This is a genomic window from Chloroflexota bacterium, assembly GCA_040902225.1.
Classification (GTDB): domain Bacteria; phylum Chloroflexota; class Limnocylindria; order QHBO01; family QHBO01; genus CF-167.
Window position 1 is genome coordinate 663,798 of record JBBDXT010000004.1, and the last position, 13,906, is coordinate 677,703.

A 13,906-nucleotide genomic window follows, 5' to 3' on the forward strand; every position below is an offset into this window, starting at 1 on the left:
CACGAACGCGGCAACCTGATCGAGTGCCTCCTCGAAGACCGGACCGATGCCGTGCCCGACCCCGGGGTAGACGATCAGCTCGGCGGAGGGCAGGCGCCGCACGGCGTCACGCAACAACCCGGTCTTCGCGAAGGGATCCCTGTCGCCGGAGAGAAGCAGCACCGGGCAGCTGATCCGCGGCCAATGGGCCGTGCGCTCGTCCCATCGCTCGGCGCCCCCAGGCGGATGCAGCGGGTAGGAGAGGAGCACCAGGGCTCCGTATTCATGCTCGGCGGCGATCAGCGACGCGACGCGGCCGCCGAAGGAATGGCCACCGATTGCCGTCTCGGCGGATGGGGGAGCCGCGGCGAGATAGACGGGCACGGCGCGCTCGGCACGGCCCTTCGGCAGCTGCACCGCGCTCGCGTCGACGCCGCGCCGCCGCAGGCCGGCGATCTGGGGCGCAAGGCCGGTCGCGCTGCCCGATGCGCCGTGAGAAAGGTACAGGCGAGCCACATCAGCAAGCGTAGAGCGGGGGAGCCCAAGGCGTGGTACACATGACGCCGGCATGGCCAGCACGCCCTTACCTCCCGTCCCGTCGCGTGGCGCTGCCGCGCTCGCCGGGATCGTGGCCGGGGGGCTGGCGCTTGGCGCCACCGAGCTGCTGGCCGGGATCCTGCCAGGCGCGCCGTCGGTCGTACTCGAGATCGGCGCATTCCTCATCTCCCTCCAGCCCCCCGGCGCCAAGCAGATCGTGGTGGACCTGTTCGGGACGGCCGACAAGCTCGCGCTCAACGTCGCCATCGTGCTCGGGGCGCTCGTCCTCGCCGCAGGGCTGGGGATCCTGGCGCGCTATCACCGTCCGTGGACCTATGCCGGTTTCACCGGGATCGCAGCCCTTGGCCTCCTGGCCTCGCTGCGCGACCCCTTGGTCGATCCGCTGCTCGCGCTTGTGGCAGCGGCGGTGGGGATCGTTGTCGCGTACTACGCCCTCGGCTGGCTGCTGCGCCTCGCCACGCCCCGAGGCGAGCCCACGGCCGAGATGCCTGACTGGGGACGCCGGCGCTTCATCGGAACGGCGGTCGGCGTGGCGGCCGGCGCCGTTGTCGGCGGAGGGATCGGTCGCACGCTCCTCAACAGCCGGGCGGAGGCGGCGCCCACCGCCGAAGGCATCCCGGCGGCGATTGACCCCGTTGCTCAGCTCCCCGCGGGATCGGAGCTTGCCGTGGCCGGGATCAGCCCGCTGGTGGTGAAGAACCAGGACTTCTACCGAATCGATACAAGCCTGCTGACGCCGCGGGTCGATTCCGCGACGTGGACCCTGAGCGTCGACGGCATGGTCGATCGCCCGTTCACCATCAACTACGCCGAGCTGTTGGCGATGGAGATGCACGAGCAGTACGTCACCATCGCCTGCGTCAGCAACTTTGTCGGCGGGGACCTGGTGGGCAACGCCCTGTGGAAGGGCGTCCGGCTGCGGGAGCTCCTCGATCGAGCCGGCGTCCAGGCCGGTGCCACCCAGATCGTGGGCCACGCATTCGACGGCTGGACGGCAGGCTTCCCCACCGCCTGGGTTGAGGATCCCGATCGCGAAGCGCTGGTCGCGGTGGCCATGAACGGGGACCCGCTGCCGGCCGAGCATGGCTTCCCGGCGCGACTGATCGTGCCCGGCCTGTACGGCTACGTGTCGGCCACCAAGTGGCTGGCCAAGATCGGACTCACCACGCTCGAGGCGTTCGACGGCTACTGGGTCCCCCTCGGCTGGGCAAAGGAGGCTCCGATCCTGACCCAGGCGCGCATTGACGTGCCCAAGCGCGGCGCATCCGTGAACGCCGGGGAGGTGGCGGTGGCCGGCGTTGCGTGGGCTCCGGATCGAGGGGTCTCGAAGGTCGAGGTGCAGGTCGACGGCAAGGACTGGGCGCAAGCTGAGCTCTCGGTCCCCATCTCCGACGCAACCTGGGTGCAGTGGCTCTTCCGCTGGACCGCCACGCCGGGCGACCACAGCCTCAGCGTGCGCGCCACGGATGGGACGGGAGAGGTGCAGACCGCTGAGGTCACGCGCCCGGAACCGGATGGCGCACGCGGCCATCACACCATCAGCGTCTCGGTCGGCGGGTAGCCTCGAGCGCCTTGACGGCCGGCGCAGAATCGGGGGCGTGCCAGTCCCCACAGCGCCCCTCTTCATCGTCAACCCCATCGCCGGCAGTGGTCGCGCGCACAGCGTCGTGCCCCACATCGAGGCCTGGCTGGCGGAGCAGCGGATCGACGCGCGACTGCTGGAGACACGTGAGGCTGGGCACGCGGAACGTCTCGCGGCGGCTGCCACCGACCTGGGCCACGACCGGGTCATCGCGGTCGGTGGCGACGGCACCATCCAGGAGGTGATCAACGGTCTGCTGGCCTCCGGGGTCGGGACCGATGGCGGCCCGCCGGCGCTGGGCATCATCCCGGCCGGTCGGGGCAACGACCTGGCGCGCAGCGTCCACCTGCCCATCGATGCCATGGCCTGCCTCCCCATCGCCGTCGGCGAGACCACCCATCCCTTCGACGTTGGCAGCGCGCGGGGCGGAGGCGGGAGCCAGCGCTACTTCGGGGCGGCCGGGGGCGCCGGCTTCGATGCCGCGGTGGCATACACGATGGCCGTCGATCGGCGCTTCTGGATGCGAGGCGAAGCCGGCTACTTCCTCGGCACGCTCAACGAACTGCGCCGGTACCGCAACTCGGAGCTACGGGTGACCCTCATCGGCGACGGGGAGGATCGCGTGGTCGGGCAGCGCTTCCTGTTCGTCGCCTTCGCCAACGGGCCGTACTACGGAGGGGGGATGCAGATCTGCCCCGATGCCGAGACCGACGACGGCCTGCTCGACGTCTGCCTCGTCGGCGACCTGTCCAGGCTGGCGGCCCTGCGCGAGCTGCCGGGCATCTACCAGGCCAGGCACCTCAAGAACCCCAAGGTCGAGATCGTGCGGGCCCGCAGCGTTCGCATCGAGGGCGACGCGACGACCCGCGTGCATCTCGACGGGGAGCCGTTCGGCAGCGTGCCGGTGGAGATCACGCTGCTCCCCGGAGCCGTCAGCGTCGCAGTCCCAGCTGCGACCCCGGTGCAGTGACGGAGCACGAGCCCCTGGTCGAGGTCCAGCCGGGCGATCGGCTGCTCGGCCCGCGCGGCCGTCGCATCGGCCGGGTCGATGCCGTCTTCGCCGACTACCTGCTGGTCCGGACCGGGCTCATCCTGCCGGTTGACCTGTACGTGCCACGGGATGCACTGAGCAGCTCGGACGGCGCGCTCTGGGTCGAGCTGGATCGGAAGGCGGCGTACGAAGCGTGGCATCGGCCGCTCAAGCGCGCCCCACACGACGAACTGCGATGAGCTCGGCCTTCGAGGCAGCCGACCTCGCGCTGCTGCGCGAGGAACAGAAGATCAGGATCGAAACCGCGGCGAGCGAGGCAGGCCCGCGGCACAGCACCACAATCTGGGTCGTGGTCGATCCGGCCGGCCGCGTGCTGATTCGCAGCTATCGTGGCGCCGGCGCACGCTGGTATCGAGAGGTCACGTCTCGGCCGGACTGCCACCTCAAGGTAGCGGGTCGGATGCTGGCGGTGCGTGCGATCGCCGCCGCCGATCCGGATCGAGTGGCGGCCTGCTCGGACGGCCTGCTGGTGAAATACGTGGGCCAATATGGCGTGCGGAGCATGGTCAGCGCGCACCTCGAGACGACCCTGGAGCTCGTCCCGCGCTGATGCTCAGCCGCGCCCGGTGGCCGAGCGGATCCGATCGGGCTCGATCACGAAGATCTCGCGCTCCATGGTTCGCATCATGTAGTCCCGCCCGGTATAGCGGCGCGACAGCTGGTCGATGAAGGCCAGCCCGGTGTCCGGACGAATCTCCACGACCCGGCCACTGATCGAGACCCAGCGCCACGGGTTGGCCGCGTCCACGACCGAAACTGCGATCCGCGGGTCGGCGCGCAGTGCCCTTCCCTTGGCGGAGCCCACGCGTGAGCTGGTCAGCACGTGCCCGTCCTCGTAATCGATCCACATGATGTGGGTGGCGAGGGCTCCCCTGGGGGTGAGGACCGTGACGTGTCCGAGGGTGCTTCCGGTGAGCAGGTCGACCAGCTCGACGGGGACCTCTTCGATGGCGGTTGGCATGTGGGCGGGACGTCCGATCTGCTGCGAACTAGTTGACGGAGCAACAGTACCGCCTCGTGCGGCGGCCTGCCACTCGATCGGTCTTGCGCTACCCTAGGCGCCATGGACGACGCAGCACGGGCCGATGCGTTCTACGCGCGCGTGTCGGGCGGCGGCAAGGTCGAGCCGGACGACTGGATGCCGGATGACTACCGCGCGGCGGTGCTCAAGTTCGTCGAGATGCACGCCAACAGCGAGCTGATGGGCGTGCTCCCCGAGCGGGAGTGGATCCTGCGCGCCCCGACCCTGCGCCGAAAGCTTGCGCTCACCAGCAAGGTCCAGGACGAGGTGGGCCACGCCCAGCTCCTGTACCGCGTCGCCGAGGACCTGGGCAAGAGCCGCGAGCAGATGCTGCAGGACCTCATCGACGGCAAGACGAAGTTCCACAACGTTTTTCACTACCCGACCCGCAACTGGGCCGACGTGGGCATCATCGCCTGGCTCGTCGACGCCGCGGCGATCGTCAGCCAGCAGGCGCTGCGTGACTCGTCATACGCCCCGTACGCGCGCACCATGAAGAAGATCTGTTGGGAGGAATCGGTGCACATCATGCATGGGCGGGATGTGGTGCTCACCCTCATGAACGGGACCGATGCCCAGCGCGCCACGGTGCAGGACGCCCTCGACCGATGGTGGGGCCCGCTGATGCAGATGCATGGCCCTCCCACCAACCCGGCCACGGACCGCGACCTGATCTGGAAGATCAAGGCCAAGGGCAACGAGCAGCTGCGCCAGGAGTTCCTGTCGATCTACGTGCCCCGCATCCGTGAGCTCGGCCTGGTGATCCCGGATTCCGCCCTCGCCTACGACGAGGAGGCCGGTCGCTGGATCTACACCGAGCCAGACTGGGACGAGCTGCGCTTCGTCGTAACCGGCCACGGTCCGAAGTCACAGGAGCGCCTGGAGTTCCGGCGCGACGCCCGCGCCACCACGCAGTGGGTCCGCGACGCGATCATCGGTCCGGTCGGCGCGGCGGCCTGAGGCCGCCATCGGCGCAATGGGCTCCAAGGATCGCGTCTGGGAGGTCTTCCGCCAGGAGGCCGAGGGCGACCCGATGATCCACGGCGGCAGCGTCAAGGCACCGGACGAGGAGCTGGCCACGCACTACGCCCGCGAGTTCTACGGCCGAAGGCAGGAGAGCCAGCGCCTGTGGATCGTGCCGCGGGACGCGATCACCGAGCTGGATGATCCGGATCTCCTCAAACCGCCGTTCGATCGGTCGTTCAAGCGCCCCGGCGGGTTCCTGATCAAGCACAAGCTCGAGGCAGCTCGTGAGCGGGCTGGCAGCCCGCAGCTTGACGAGGCGGGGGAATGACCGAGCTGGATCGCGAGACGCGAGACGCGCTGGCCGAGCTGCTGCTGGCGATGGCCGACGACGAGTTCGTGCTGGGCTTCTGGGATTCCGAGTGGACCGGCATTGCGCCCATCCTCGAGGAAGACGTCGCGATGAGCTCGGTCAGCCAGGACGAGATCGGGCATGCCAAGGCGCTGTACGAGCTGCTGGCCGAGCTGACCGGCGAGGACGCGGATCGGATCGCGTTCGGGCGTCCCGCTGACGGCTACCGGCATGCAGCGCTGATGAACCATGCACGCACCGATTGGGCCTTCAGCATCGCCCGTCGCTTCCTGTACGAGCACGCCGATGCGGTGCGCCTCGAGTCGCTGGCCGCCTCCGCGCACCAGCCACTCGCCGACCTGGCGGTCAAGATGCGACGCGAGGAGACTTACCATATCCTCCATTTCGATCTCTGGCTGCGGCGTCTGGCGGAGGGCGGTGAGGAGTCGCGGACGCGCCTCGCGGCGGCGATCGAGCAGCTCTGGGGGGATGCCCAGGCGGTCTTCGCGCCGCTTGCCGGCGAGGGGACGCTGGTCGCCGCGGGAATCCTGCCGGAGGCACTGGAAACGCTTCGCTCACGCTGGCTGGAGCGCGTCTCGGCGCGCCTGGGGGCCGCCGGGCTCCCCGTGCCGAGGAACGCCGAGCGGCCCCATGCCGACAGTCGCACGCGGCACACCGACGAGTTCGCCTGGCTGCATGGCGAGTTCACGATGGTGTCCGGCTCCGAGGCGGACGCGACGTGGTAGCCGCGGCGCCAACCCGCGAATCGGCGGTGTGGGCTGCGCTGGCTCAGATCGCGGACCCTGAGATCCCTGCGATCAGCCTGGTGGACCTTGGTGTGATCCGGGGCTTCACGTTCGAGCCGCAGCCGACCGGCGGGGAGCGCCTCACGGTGGAGCTGATGCCGACCTTCGTCGGCTGTCCGGCGATCGACGTGATGCGCCAGCAGATCGGCGAGCGACTGACGGATCTGCGTCTTGCGGATGAGGTTGCGGTGGAGCTGACCTTTGCCGAGCCATGGACCTCGGACCGCATCTCGCCAGCCGGACGCGAGGCCCTGCGCGCCAGCGGATTCGCGCCACCGGTGACCATCGGCTCAACCTTCAGCGGCGATTCGCTGACGGTGCTGCCGATTGCGACCTGCCCGTACTGCGCCTCGCGCAACACGACCCTGGAGAACCCATTCGGACCGACTTTGTGCCGGGCGATCTACCACTGCGCAGACTGCCGCCAGCCGTTCGAGGCCTTCAAGCCGGTCTGAGGTGATGCGCTACCCTTCGCCGCATGGCGATCGACTCTGACGAGGTCCGTTCAGCGGCCGACGAGCTGCTGGATGCCGGCGCCCACGACAGCCTCGACACGATGCGCCACTCGACCGCGCACGTCATGGCGGCTGCCGTCCTGGAGCTGTTTCCGGAGGCGAAGCTGGGGATCGGGCCGGCCATCCGTGACGGCTTCTACTACGACTTCGACCTGCCGCGTGCCCTGACGCCCGCCGACCTCGAGGCGATCGAGGAGCGGATGCGGTCGCAGGTCGCTGCCAAGCTGCCGTTCGAGCGCAGCGAGCTCGGTCGCGACGAGGCGGTTGCCCGCGAGACGGCGGCGGGGCAGACGTACAAGGCCGAGATCATCGGTGAGCTGCCGGCTGGCGAGGTGATCAGCTTCTACCGCCACGGGAACTTCACCGACCTGTGTCGCGGCCCCCATCTCGAGTCGACCGGCAGGATCGGTCCCTTCAAGCTGCTCAACTCGGCCGCCGCCTACTGGCGCGGCGACGAAAAGCGGCCGATGCTGCAGCGCATCTACGGCTCGGTGTGGGAGAACCAGGAGGACCTGGACCGCTACGTGTGGCGCGTCGAGGAGGCGAAGAAGCGAGACCACCGCAGGATCGGCCGGGACCTCGACCTCTTCAGCTTTCACCCCGAATCGCCCGCCGCCCCGTTCTGGCATCCGCGCGGGATGGCGCTCTGGCGTGCGCTCGAGGCCTGGTCGCGACAGGTCCGCCGTGAGGGCGGCTTCGTCGAGGTGCGGACTCCTGCCCTGGTCCGCAAGGAGCTGTGGGAGACCTCAGGGCACTGGAGCCACTTCCGGGAGAACCTCTTCGTGCTCCAGGACGGCGATCACCTGGCCGGTCTGAAGCCGATGAACTGCCCCGAGTCGATGCTGATCTTCAAGACCGCGCTTCGTTCGTATCGCGACCTGCCGATGCGTCTGGCCGACTACAGCTGGCTCTTCCGCAACGAGCGGACGGGCGCCCTGGCGGGGATGTTCCGCGTGCGGCAGCTGACCCAGGACGACTCCCACGTCATCTGCCGCGAGGACCAGGTGGTCGACGAGGTGAATCTCGCCCTGCGGCTGGTGCGGCGGCAATACGAGCCATTCGGCTTCGAGCCTCGCTTCAAGCTCGCCACCCGCCCGGACAAGAAGCTCGGCAGCGACGAGTTCTGGGACATGGCCGAGGGGCAGCTGGCCGGTGCGCTCGAGTCGGCCGGTATCGAGTACACCATCGATCCCGGTGGAGGGGCCTTCTACGCACCCAAGGTCGACGTCTTCATCGACGACGCGCTGGGGCGCGAGTGGCAGATGGCGACCGTGCAGATCGACTATCAGCTGCCGCAGCGCTTCGAGATGGAGTATCGCGCCGCCGATGGCGGGACCGCGCGCCCGGTGGTCGTGCACTACGCCATCTACGGCAGCTTCGAGCGATTCATCGGCGTCATCACCGAGCATTACGCGGGGGCCTTCCCGGCGTGGCTGGCGCCGGTGCAGGTCATGGTCATCCCGATCGCGGACCGACACGTGGAGTACGCGGGCAAGGTGCGAGACGCCCTCTTCGAGGCCGGGCTGCGGGCCGAGGTGGACGACCGCTCCGAGCGGATGCAGGCCAAGCTGCGAGACGCCCAGGAGCAGAAGGTGCCGGTGATGCTGGTGCTCGGCGATCGAGACCAGGAGGCCGGCGCCGTCAGCCCACGCCTTCGGACCGGCGAATCAACGCAGGGGATCGGGCTGGCGACTTTCATCGCGGACCTCAGCGGGCGGGTCGAGCGTCGCGAGCTGTGGCCGTACGCTCCAGGGGAGGAGCAGCCCTGAGGAAGATGCGCGGCATCGGCCAGCTGGCCCTCCATTCGACCGATCCGGGCCGGGCCGCCGAGTTCTACGAGTCAGCCTTCGGCTTCAGGCGCCGAGCGGCGGACGACGGCGGGGTGGACCTCGAGCTCGGCGGGTTCGAGCTCAGCTTCCGTCGTGCCGAGCGGGCGGCGCGGGACGGGATGCAGATCGGCTTCCGGGTCGACACCGCGTCGGAGGTCGACGGCTGGGCCCAGGACCTCGCCCTGCGCGGATTTGCGCTGGTCGGGCCACCATCGGGCGACCGGTATGAGGGGACACGATCCTTTCGGGTGGCTGACCCCGACGGACGCCAGGTGGCGATCTTCTACCACTACCCGTCCTGAGCGGTCCCGCGTTGACCCGTTCGAGGGCGCCGGTGTATAGTCGGCCGGCGTTTGCGCATCGGTATGGGCCACGCGTCCGGATCGGACGGTGGCTCATTTGTTGAAGGAGCGGCAGCACTCATAGCCAAGGATCTCCGAATCAACGACATGATCCGCGTCCGCGAGGTACGGGTCATCGATGAAGAGGGTCAGCAACTCGGCGTCCTGCCCACCACGGAAGCCCTGGCGCTGGCCCAGGAGAAGGGACTCGACCTCGTGGAGGTCGCTCCCGCCGCGGTACCACCGGTGTGTCGCATCCTGGACTACGGCCAGTACAAGTACGAGCTCCAGAAGCGCGAGCGCGAGGCGAAGCGAAAGCAGAAGTCACAGACGTTCAAGGAGATCCGTCTTCGGGTCAAGATCGACGTCAATGACCTGCGAACCAAGCTGCGACGAGCGGGGGAGTTCCTGGACGAGGGCGACCGCGTCAAGGTCACCGTGCAGTTCCGGGGGCGGGAGATGACCCACGCCAACCTGGGGCGTGATCTCCTCGATCGGGCGTCGGCGATGCTCGAGGAGCACGGGGTGGTTGAACGGCCACCACTCCTCGAAGGCCGCAACATGTTCATCGTGATGGCCCCGCCCGAGAAGCGGGTCGAGAAGAAGAACGGCGCGGCCGAGGGAGCCACCCCCGCATCGGCCTCGAATGGAGAGACGATCGGCGACGCGGTTGTCGCCAAGGGGCTCACGGTCGAGCCAGAACCTACGGAGCAGGCCCAGCATGCCGAAAATGAAGAGCCACAAGGGAACAGCCAAGCGGTATAAGAAGACAGGCTCCGGCAAGTGGGTTCGCCCCAAGGCGGGGAGCGGCCACCACCTCGAGATCAAGTCGAGCAGCCGCAAGCGCCGCTACGCCGGCAAGACCAGCGTCGACCCGGTGCACGCCAAGCAGCTCGCGCGGCTGCTTCCCTACAGCTAGAGACTGAACGATGGCACGAGTCAAGCGCGGCGTCGCAGCGCACAAGCGCCACAAGCGACTCCTCGCGCAGGCGCGGGGGCGTCGCGGTACGCGCTCGAAGCTGATCAGACCGGCTCGCGAGGCGCTCTTCCACGCCCTGGTGTACGCGTACCGGGATCGTCGCGACCGCAAGCGCGACATGCGCCGGCTGTGGATCGAGCGCATCAACGCCGCCTCTCGCCAGCACGGGATGCCGTACGGCCGCTTCATCGCCGGCCTGAAGTCCGCGGGCGTCGAGGTCGACCGGAAGATGCTCGCCGACCTCGCGATTCGCGATGCCGGTGCCTTCGGCAAGATGGTCGAGATGGCAAAGGCCTCGTTTAGCGGCTAGCCGGCGTTTCCCTGACGCCGGCCCCGGGCCCTGCTCCGAAAGAGGAGCGGGGTCGTTTGTTTTCCCCGATGATTCCGGAGCATTCATGAGCGACCTTGCCGACCGACTGCAGCAGCTTCAGACCGAGGCCGAAGCCGAGCTGGCCGCAGCCGCCGACGCTCGGGCGGTGGAAGGGCTGCGCGCCTCGCTCTTCGGCCGATCCGGGCGCCTGACCATCCTGCTCCGCGGCCTGCGAGAGGTGGATCCGGCCGAGCGGCCGGCAACCGGCAGCCTGGCAAACGCCGTTCGCGAGGCCCTCGAGGCGGGGATCGCTGCGCACCTGGCAGGCCTGGGCGAGAGCGACGCCAGTGCGCGGCTCTTCGACGAGGCCATCGACATGAGCGCACCGGGCCGGCCATGGCGGGTGGGGCACCTGCACCCCACCATGACCGTCGAGCGCGATCTGCGGGAGATCTTCCACGCCTTCGGCTTCGAGGTCTTCGAGGGTCCCGAGATCGAGACCGAGGCGATGAACTTCGAGGCGCTCAACATCCCGCCGGACCACCCGTCGCGGGACCTGTGGGACACCCTGTACGTGGCCGGCGAGGGCGGGGACCCACGGCAGCCGGCATCGGACGGCACGATCCTGCGCACCCACACCAGCCCGGTGCAGATCCGGGCAATGCGCGCGCTGACACCACCGATCCGGGTGATCACCCCGGGCCGCTGCTTCCGCTACGAGGCGGTCGATGCCTCGCATGGCTTCGAGTTCTTCCAGGTCGAGGGGCTGGTGGTCGACCGCGACACGAGCCTCGCCGACCTCAAGGGGATGCTCGAGGAGTTTGCGCGCGCACTGTATGGAGAGGCGACGAGGACCCGGTTCCGCCCCGGCTATTATCCGTTCACAGAGCCGAGTGTCGCCTTTGACGTCAGCTGCCTGGTCTGCGGTGGCTCGGGCTGCGCCGCCTGTGGCCGATCGGGCTGGATGACGATCCTGGGCGCCGGGATGGTCCATCCGACCGTGCTGCGCGCCGGCGGGATCGATCCGGATGCATTCCAGGGCTATGCCTTCGGCATGGGGCTCGACCGCATCACGCTGCTGCGCCATGGCATCCCCGACCTGCGGCTCCTGATGAGCGCCGATCTGCGCTTCCTCGAACAGTTCCCGGCGGGGCGCTGAGCCGATGCGCGTCCCGCTCTCCTGGCTGCGCGAGTACGTCGACTTCGACCTGTCCCCACAGGCCCTGGCCGAGGAATTGACGATGCGGGGCCTCGAGGTGAGCGCCATCGAGGTGTCCGGCGCGGACTGGACCGACGTGGTTGTCGGGCGGCTCCTCTCCATAGAGCGCCATCCGAACGCCGACAAGCTGTGGCTGACGAGCGTCGATGTGGGGTCGGGGGAGCCGCTCCAGGTCGTGTGCGGGGCGGACAACATCGCGGTGGGCGACCTCGTCCCCGTCGCACTGGTTGGGTCGGTGCTGCCCGGCGAGCGTCGCATCGAGCGGAGCAAGATCCGCGGCGTCGAGTCGCAGGGGATGCTCTGCTCGGCGATCGAGCTGGGGCTGGGCGACGACGCAGAAGGGATCCACATCCTGGGCGCCGGGGACGAGCTGGCACTCGGCGCCGACCTGCGGCCGCTCCTGGGCGAGGTGGTGATGGACGTCGACGTCAAGCCGAACCGGGGCGATGCGCTCTCGATGGTCGGGCTGGCCCGCGAGGTCGCCGCCCTGGCCGGTTCATCGGTCCGCATGCCTGAGACATCGGTCAGTGAGGATGCCGGCCTGCCGGTGGGGGAGAGGATCAGCGTGGTGATCGAGGATGCCGAGGGCTGTCCGCGGTTCACGGCCCGCTGGTTCGAGGGGGTCAGCAACGGCGCCTCTCCCGGCTGGATGCAGCGGCGCCTCATGGCAGCCGGCATGCGCCCCATCAGCGCGGTGGTGGATGTCACCAACTACGTGATGCACGAGCTGGGTCAGCCGATGCATGCGTATGACGCCGATGCCATTCCCGACGGGAGGATCGTGGTGCGTCGCGCGCATGACGGCGAGCAGCTCGAGACGCTCGATCACGAGAAGCGCACTCTCGACGGCCGGATGATGGTGATCGCCGATGCGCAGCGCGCCATCGGCCTGGCCGGGATCATGGGCGGGGCCGCCACCGAGGTCACCGGGAACACGACCCGCGTCATCCTCGAATCGGCGATCTTCCACGGGCCGATCATCCGCAACACGGCGCGGCGGCTGGGCCTGCGCTCCGAGGCCAGCCTGCGTCACGAGAAGGGGATCGGGCATCACCTGCCGCGGGTCGCCGCAGACCGAGCGGCTCGGCTCATCGCCGAGATCACCGGCGCTCGCGTGGCCCAGGGCATCGTGGACAACGATCCGCAGCCACGTCCGCCCGGCGTGGTGACGCTCGAGATTGGCCGCATCGAACGCCTCCTGGGCCTTCCGCTGGATCAGTCCCGGATCGCCACCCTGCTGGCGCCCCTGCTGTTCGAGGTGGCGGGCGCTGGCGAGGGGCAGGTGGCGGTCACCGTTCCCGAGCATCGCGCCGATGTCGTCGCAGCGGAGGACGTGGCCGAGGAGATCGCCCGCAGCCACGGCTACGAGCGCATCCCGGGCCGTCAGCCCAAACCCGCCCTGCCACCCTTCCGTCCGGACCCGACCGAACCACGACAGCGGGTGCGGCGCGTGCTGGTAGGGCTGGGCCTGGACGAGGTGCTGACCCACGCGCTGATCGGGCCGCGCGACCTCGAGCTGGTTGGTCTCGATCCCGGTGACCCCACCCTGGTGCGAGTCGCAAACCCGCTGGCCGAGGCCCACAGCATCCTGCGCCCCACCATGGCCGCCTCGATGTTCGCCTCACTGGCCGAGAACGTGCGCCAGCGCCGAAACGACGCGTGGATCTTCGAGGTGGGCAAGACCTATTGGAGCGACAAGGCCCGCGGTCCTGCGTGGGCCGACACGGCTGGGACCGGCAGGTTCGAGGCCTGGCATGTCGGCGTTGCGTTGCTCGGGCCACGGGTGCCACGGTCCCCGGGCGTGGAGTCGCAGGATGCCGAGGTTAGCGACCTGAAGGGACTCATCGAGGCGCTGCACGCTGCGCTGGGGGCACCCTCACCTGCCTTTCGGCCGGAGACAGCGGAGGAGCGTCACGCTCATCTCCATCCCGGGCGAGCGGCGCGGATCGTCGATCCCGCGGGCCACGCCTATGGCCACGTCGGGGAGGTTGAGCCACGCGTCGCGGCCGCATGGGACCTGCCCGGCCGGCCGGTGATCGCCGTCATCAACCTGCCGCAGCTGCTGGCCCTCGCCCCGGCAGAGGTCCGGGCGGTGGCCATCCCGAGCGCGCAGCCGATCGACCGCGACCTGGCGGTGGTCGTGGACGCGGGCAGGCCGGTCGGTGAGCTGCTGCGCGTTGTGCGCGCCAATGCCGGTCCGCTGCTCAGTCACTCGCGCCTCTTCGACGAATACCACGGGCCCCAGGTGGGGGAGGGCAAGGTCTCGTACGCGATCGCCCTTCGCTTCCAGCCTGAGACCGCCGGAGACGAGCGCGGCGTGGAGCGCGCCATGAAGCGGATCCGCGGCGCGCTCGAGCACCACCTCGGTGCCCAGATCCGATGAGGGCTGCTAGGCTTGCGC

Annotated in this window: 16 protein-coding genes and 1 pseudogene; 15 read left to right on the plus strand and 2 right to left on the minus strand. The window is 69.3% G+C overall.

What is annotated here, in order from left to right:
• Positions 1 to 108: 108 nt before the first annotated feature.
• Positions 109 to 549 (minus strand): annotated as a pseudogene (locus tag WEB29_05600) (alpha/beta family hydrolase).
• On the opposite strand from WEB29_05600, the gene WEB29_05605 reads away from it, so the two are divergent.
• From WEB29_05605 to WEB29_05620, 4 genes are read left to right on the plus strand one after another with little or no spacing between them, the layout of a single operon-like run.
• Positions 548 to 2,098: a molybdopterin-dependent oxidoreductase gene (locus WEB29_05605; protein ID MEX2136423.1), complete on the plus strand. Its 1,551-nt coding sequence runs from the start codon at positions 548 to 550 to the stop codon at positions 2,096 to 2,098. The pseudogene WEB29_05600 and the gene WEB29_05605 sit on opposite strands and share 2 nt — an antisense overlap.
• Positions 2,099 to 2,135: 37 nt before the next feature.
• A complete protein-coding gene (locus tag WEB29_05610; GenBank protein ID MEX2136424.1) occupies positions 2,136 to 3,089 on the plus strand; it encodes a diacylglycerol kinase family protein in 954 nt (317 codons plus the stop codon).
• Positions 3,086 to 3,349, plus strand: a complete 264-nt coding sequence (locus WEB29_05615) for a hypothetical protein (protein MEX2136425.1) — start codon at positions 3,086 to 3,088, stop codon at positions 3,347 to 3,349. The genes WEB29_05610 and WEB29_05615 overlap by 4 nt, the downstream gene beginning before the upstream one ends.
• Entirely contained in the window at positions 3,346 to 3,720 is a 375-nt protein-coding gene (locus WEB29_05620; GenBank protein ID MEX2136426.1) for a DUF2255 family protein, read from the plus strand. Before WEB29_05615 ends, WEB29_05620 begins: the two co-directional genes overlap by 4 nt.
• Positions 3,721 to 3,723: 3 nt before the next feature.
• Here the strand turns inward: WEB29_05620 and WEB29_05625 are convergent, their stop codons facing one another.
• Positions 3,724 to 4,131: a TIGR03618 family F420-dependent PPOX class oxidoreductase gene (locus WEB29_05625; protein ID MEX2136427.1), complete on the minus strand. Its 408-nt coding sequence runs from the start codon at positions 4,129 to 4,131 to the stop codon at positions 3,724 to 3,726.
• 102 nt (positions 4,132 to 4,233) lie between these two features.
• Here WEB29_05625 and paaA point away from each other — a divergent pair, with 102 nt between their 5' ends.
• From paaA to pheT, 11 genes are all read left to right on the plus strand, one after another.
• On the plus strand, positions 4,234 to 5,151 hold the full coding sequence (gene paaA / locus WEB29_05630; GenBank protein MEX2136428.1) for a 1,2-phenylacetyl-CoA epoxidase subunit PaaA: 918 nt from the start codon (positions 4,234 to 4,236) through the stop codon (positions 5,149 to 5,151).
• Positions 5,152 to 5,167: 16 nt separating this feature from the next.
• Positions 5,168 to 5,485, plus strand: coding sequence for a phenylacetic acid degradation protein PaaB (locus WEB29_05635; protein ID MEX2136429.1), 318 nt, complete (start codon positions 5,168 to 5,170; stop codon positions 5,483 to 5,485).
• Positions 5,482 to 6,252: a 1,2-phenylacetyl-CoA epoxidase subunit PaaC gene (gene paaC / locus WEB29_05640; protein ID MEX2136430.1), complete on the plus strand. Its 771-nt coding sequence runs from the start codon at positions 5,482 to 5,484 to the stop codon at positions 6,250 to 6,252. The genes WEB29_05635 and paaC overlap by 4 nt, the downstream gene beginning before the upstream one ends.
• Positions 6,246 to 6,767, plus strand: a complete 522-nt coding sequence (paaD, locus tag WEB29_05645) for a 1,2-phenylacetyl-CoA epoxidase subunit PaaD (protein ID MEX2136431.1) — start codon at positions 6,246 to 6,248, stop codon at positions 6,765 to 6,767. The genes paaC and paaD overlap by 7 nt, the downstream gene beginning before the upstream one ends.
• 23 nt (positions 6,768 to 6,790) lie before the next feature.
• A complete protein-coding gene (gene thrS / locus WEB29_05650) occupies positions 6,791 to 8,596 on the plus strand; it encodes a threonine--tRNA ligase (GenBank protein MEX2136432.1) in 1,806 nt (601 codons plus the stop codon).
• Positions 8,597 to 8,601: 5 nt separating this feature from the next.
• On the plus strand, positions 8,602 to 8,958 hold the full coding sequence (locus WEB29_05655) for a VOC family protein (protein ID MEX2136433.1): 357 nt from the start codon (positions 8,602 to 8,604) through the stop codon (positions 8,956 to 8,958).
• Positions 8,959 to 9,021: 63 nt separating this feature from the next.
• Positions 9,022 to 9,762, plus strand: coding sequence for a translation initiation factor IF-3 (gene infC, locus WEB29_05660; GenBank protein MEX2136434.1), 741 nt, complete (start codon positions 9,022 to 9,024; stop codon positions 9,760 to 9,762).
• The gene (rpmI, locus tag WEB29_05665; GenBank protein ID MEX2136435.1) at positions 9,719 to 9,916 is read left to right on the plus strand and encodes a 50S ribosomal protein L35; all 198 of its coding nucleotides are present in this window, start codon (positions 9,719 to 9,721) and stop codon (positions 9,914 to 9,916) included. Before infC ends, rpmI begins: the two co-directional genes overlap by 44 nt.
• Positions 9,917 to 9,926: 10 nt before the next feature.
• Positions 9,927 to 10,286 carry a 50S ribosomal protein L20 gene (rplT, locus tag WEB29_05670; protein ID MEX2136436.1) on the plus strand — a complete coding sequence of 120 codons (360 nt, stop codon included), beginning with the start codon at positions 9,927 to 9,929 and terminating at the stop codon, positions 10,284 to 10,286.
• A gap of 85 nt (positions 10,287 to 10,371) precedes the next feature.
• A complete protein-coding gene (gene pheS / locus WEB29_05675; GenBank protein ID MEX2136437.1) occupies positions 10,372 to 11,445 on the plus strand; it encodes a phenylalanine--tRNA ligase subunit alpha in 1,074 nt (357 codons plus the stop codon).
• Between the two features lie 4 nt (positions 11,446 to 11,449).
• Positions 11,450 to 13,888 (plus strand): phenylalanine--tRNA ligase subunit beta, encoded by a 2,439-nt coding sequence (gene pheT, locus WEB29_05680; protein MEX2136438.1) that lies wholly within the window; start codon positions 11,450 to 11,452, stop codon positions 13,886 to 13,888.
• The last annotated feature ends 18 nt before the right edge of the window (positions 13,889 to 13,906 follow it).